2 protein-coding genes are annotated in these 4771 nt (G+C 75.2%); both read right to left on the bottom strand.

The genetic code is table 11. The features are described 5' to 3' along the window. On the bottom strand, positions 1-3743 hold a 3743-nt coding region (locus I6A60_RS40680; protein ID WP_203055883.1), incomplete at its 3' end, for a type I polyketide synthase. A gap of 70 nt (positions 3744-3813) precedes the next feature. Continuing rightward, positions 3814-4771: phosphopantetheine-binding protein (locus tag I6A60_RS43230; RefSeq protein WP_203042063.1), on the bottom strand; the 958-nt coding region annotated here is incomplete at its 5' end.

The following is a 4771-nucleotide window of genomic DNA, read 5'->3' as shown; positions in this document are numbered from 1 at the left end:
TGTGAGGTGAGGAGGAGGTGGGGTGCGCCGTTTCGGGCGAGCCAGCGGGTGAGGTGCTGGCCGATGGCACCGGTCGCCCCGGTGACCAGGCTGGTGCCGGTGGGGGTGAACGGGGTGAGGGCGGTCGCGTCGGGTTCGGTCATCGGCGCCCGCACCAGCCGGCGGACGCTCAGACCGCCGGGCCGGACCGCCAGGTCGCTCTCGTCGGTCTGCCCCAGGGCCGTGGCCAGGAGCTGAAGGCTGTCCTGGTCGATCGCCGCGGGTAGGTCGATCAGGCCGCCCCAGCCGGCCGGGTTCTCCGCCGCCGCGCTGCTGCCCAGGCCCCAGACCATGGCGGCCTCCGGGTCGGTCACCGGGTCGTTCGCCCCGGTCGTCACCGCGCCGCGCGTCACCGCCCAGATCGGCGCCGGGATGTCGCCGTCGTGCAGCGCCTGGATCAGGCCGACCGTGCCGGCCAGCCCCCACGGCACCGACGGGAAGTCCGGGTGGCTGCCCTCGGCCAGGCCCAGCAGCGACAGCACGCCGCGTGGCGGCCCGGTCAGGCCGGCCTTGACCAGTCCGGCCAGGGCGACCCGGTCGGTCGCGTCGCGGGCCACCCGAACCAGGGTCGGGCTCGCTCCACGCCCGGCCAGCACGTCGAGCAGCGCACGCACCCAGGGGGCGTCGGCCAGCTCGTCGGGGACGGTCACCAGCCAGTCGCCGGTCAGCGGGGCGGGCTCGGCGGCGGCACGCTGCCAGGCGATGCGGTAGCGCCAGCGGTCGATGGTCGCGCGGGTGGTGTGCGTCCGGCGCCAGGCCGTGAGGGCGGGCAGGGCGGCGTCGAGGGCGATGCGGGTGGTGGGGTCCGTCGCGCCGAGCAGGCTGGCGAGGGCGTCGGGGTCGCCGGTCTGGATGGTGTTCCAGAACTCGTCGGTCTGGTCGGTCTGAGTGGCGGCGGGAAGGGGCGTCTGCGGGGTGGGGGTGATCCAGTAGTTCTGGTGTTGGAAGGGGTAGGCGGGCAGGTCGACGGGTTCGGGTGTGGGCGTGGGGTCGGGGTTCCAGGTGACAGGGGTGCCGTGGGTGTGGGCGTCGGCGAGGGACGTGTGCAGGCGGGTCAGGGTGGCGTCGCCCCGGCGCAGCGTGGCGGTGATGGTGGCGGTGTTCTCGAGGATGTCGGTGAGGGCGGTGCCGAGGACGGGGTGGGGGCTGATCTCGAGGTAGGTGGTGTGGCCGTCGGTCTTCAGGGCGTGGACAGTGCCCGTGAGGCGGACCGGTTGGCGCAGGTTGCGGTACCAGTAGTCGGCGGTGAGGGTGGCCGGGTCGGCGATCCCGGCGGTCACCGTCGAGTAGAGCGGTGTGTGGCCGGGGCGCGGGGTAAGGCCGTCCAGCTCGGCGAGGATGCGGGCGCGCACCGTCTCGACGGCTGGGGAGTGGGACGCGTAGTCCACGGGGATGACGCGGGCCCGCAGCCCCTGGGCGGTGTAGCGCTCGACGACTGCGGCAATCGCGTCTGCGGGTCCTGACACCACGGTGGTCGTCGGGCCGTTGACGGCGGCGATGCTCAGCCCGGTGCCGGAGTCCGCGTCGAGGTCGGCCTGGACGGAGTCGGCGGGCAGCGGGATGGAGGCCATGCCTCCGGTGCCGGCGATGGTGGCGATGGCCTGGCTGCGTCTGGCGATGGCGCGGGCGGCGTCGTCGAGGGTGAGGATGCCGGCGGTGGTGGCGGCGGCGATTTCGCCTTGGCTGTGGCCGAGGACGGCGTCGGGGACGATGCCGTGGGCTTTCCAGAGTTCGGCGAGGCTGGTGGTGATGGCCCACAGCGCCGGTTGGACGACGTCGACGCGGTCGAGGGTGGGGGCGCCTGGTCGTTGGTAGAGGACGTCGAGGAGCGACCAGTCGACGTAGGGCGCGAGGGCGTCGGCGGCTTGGTGCAGGTGGTGGGCGTAGCGGGGTGACGTTTCGAGGAGTTCGGTGGTCATGCCGTCCCACTGGGCGCCTTGACCCGGGAAGACGAACACCACCCGGCCAGGCGCCGTGGCCTGGCCGCGCACGACGTTCGCCGGCTGCTCCCCGGCCGCCAGCCCGTCGAGCCCCGGCAGGTAGGCGGCCAGCTCGTCCTCGCCTGGCTCGCGGCCAGGCGGCGGCGGGTCGGGGATCACGACGGCCCGGTGGGACAGGTGGGCTCGGCCCCGGTCGAGGGTGTACGCGACGGCGGCTGGGTCGAGCTCGGGATGGGCTCGGACGTGCGCGGCCAGCCGGCCGGCCGCCGCCGCCAGGGCGTCGGGATCCCGGGCCGAGAGCACCCACGGCGGGCGGACCGTCCCGGCCGTGGCCACCGGCGGCAGCCCGGACGGTGCCGCCGCCGGCTCGGCGGGCGGCGGCGGCGCGGGCGCCTCCTCGATGATCACGTGGGCGTTGGTGCCGCTGATGCCGAACGACGAGGTGGCGGCCCGGCGGGGCCGCGCGCCCGCGGGCCAGGGCCGGGACTCGGTGAGCAGCCGGACGGCGCCGGCGTCCCAGTCGACGTGCGGGGTCGGCGCGTCGACGTGCAGCGTCTTCGGCAGCACGCCGTGGCGCAGCGCCCCGACCAGCTTGATGATCCCGGCCACCCCGGCCGCAGCCTGGGCGTGCCCGAGGTTGGACTTCAGCGAGCCCAGCCACAGCGGGGCGTCGGCCGCGCGGCCCTGGCCGTAGGTCTCCAGCAGCGCCTGGGCCTCGATCGGGTCACCCAGCGGGGTGCCGGTGCCGTGCCCGTCCACCGCGTCGACGTCGGCGGCGGTCAGCCCGGCGTCGGCCAGGGCGGCGCGGATGACGCGTTCCTGGGCCGGGCCGTTGGGTGCGGTCAGGCCGTTGGAGGCGCCGTCGGAGTTGACCGCGCTGCCCCGGACCAGGGCCAGCACCTCGTGCCCGTTGCGCTCGGCGTCGGAGAGGCGCTCCAGCAGCAACAGGCCGACACCCTCCGACCAGCCAGCCCCGTCGGCCGCCGCCGCGAACGAGCGGCACCGGCCGTCGGGCGACATGGCCCGCTGGCGGGAGAAGAAGATGAACTCCTCCGGGGAGGACATCACGGTCACGCCCCCGGCCAGCGCGAGCGTGCTCTCGCCGGAGCGCAGCGACCGCAGCGCCAGGTGCAGCGCGACCAGCGACGACGAGCAGGCGGTGTTGACGGTCACGGCCGGCCCGGTGAACCCGTAGGCGTACGAGATGCGGCCCGACGCCACGCTGGGCGCGTTGCCCAGGCCGAGGTAGGCCTCCAGCTCCTGCGGGGTGTGGTCGAGGCGGGCGTAGTCGTTCAGCGAGAGGCCGACGAACGCGCCGACGGGGCTGCCGCGCAGCTCGGTCGGGTCCACCCGGGCGTGCTCGAACGTCTCCCACGCGGTCTCCAGCAGGAGGCGGTGCTGGGGGTCGGTGGCGAGCGCCTCGCGCGGGGTGATGCCGAAGAAGCCGTTGTCGAAGCCGGCGACGTCCGGCAGGAAGGCGCCGCGGTTGGTGTACGACGTGCCGGGATGGTCCGGGTCGGGGTGGTAGAGGGCGTCGACGTCCCAGCCCCTGTCGCGCGGGAAGTCCCCGACCACCTCGCGGCCGGCGGCGACCAGCTCCCACAGGCTCTCGGCGTCCCGCACCCCGCCCGGGAATCGGCAGCCGATCCCGATGATCGCGATCGGCTCACGGTCGCGTTCCTGGAGCCGGCGCAGCCGCTCCTGCGCGTCGTCCAGCTCGACGGTCACCCGCCGCAGCAGGCGGCGGATCTGGTCGTCGCTCATCGCGTGGGGCCAGCCTTCCTGGTCAGGGACGTCGGGGTCGTCGGGAGCGGGGGAACGGGGCGGTGGGTCGTCACGAGATGCCGAACCGGCGGCCGAGGAGGTCGATGAGCTCGTCGTCGCTCGTCTCGGACAGCTCCGCGCCGAGCGCCTCGGCCCGGCTCTGGCCCGGTCGCCCGGACGCCGGGGCCCAGGTGTCGGCCAGCTCCCGCAGCCGGGCCGCCGCACGTTCCTGGGCGCCGTCGTCGAGGCTGGCCGACGCCAGCACCGCCTCCAGGCGGTCGAGCTGGCCGAACAGGTCCTCGCCGCCGCCCGTGGCGTTCTCGGCCGCGTCGAGCGCCAGCCGTTTCGCCAGGTACTCGGCCAGCGTGTCGGGGGACGGATAGTCGAAGATCAACGTGCTGGGGAGGGTCAGGCCGCTCGCCGTCCGCAGGCGGTTGCACAGCTCCACCGCGGTGAGGGAGTCGAAGCCCAGCTCGCGGAAGCTCGTCGTCGGCTCCAGCCGGTCCGTCGACCGGTGGCCGAGGACGGCGGACGCCTCCGTCTGCACGAGGGTCCGCAGCCGCGACGCCCGGCGCGCCGGGGGGAGCGTGGCCAGCTCCTCGGTCAGCCGGCCTGCCGCGTCCCGGGCGCTGCCGGGCCGCGCCGCCTCGGTCGAGGCTGTTCCCGGTCCCGCCGCCGGGGCGGTCCGCAGCTCGGCGGTCAGCTGTCCGGGCTCGTCCTGCCCGAAGGCGTTCCAGTCGAGGTCGGCGATGACGAGGTGGGTGGTGTCGTGGGTGAGGGGGTGGTGCAGGGCGGTGAGGGCGGTGGCGGGCGGCAGCAGGGTGAGGCCGCGGCGGGCGAGCCGCGTCTCGACGTGGGACGGCGCGATGCCCCGGGCGCTGTCACCGGTTTCGCCATCGGCCTTGGCCCAGTGCGTCCAGCCGATGCTGGTGGCGGGTTGGTGGTGGTGGTGGCGGTGGTGGGCGAGGGCGTCGAGGTAGGCGTTGCCGGGGGCGTAGTTGCCTTGGCCGGTGATGCCGGAGATGCCG

It is taken from the genome of Frankia sp. AgB1.9 (assembly GCF_016786355.1).
Taxonomy (GTDB): Bacteria; Actinomycetota; Actinomycetes; order Frankiales; family Frankiaceae; genus Pseudofrankia.
The sequence above is the reverse complement of the archived record's forward strand: the minus strand, read 5'-3'. Positions and strand labels throughout refer to the sequence as shown.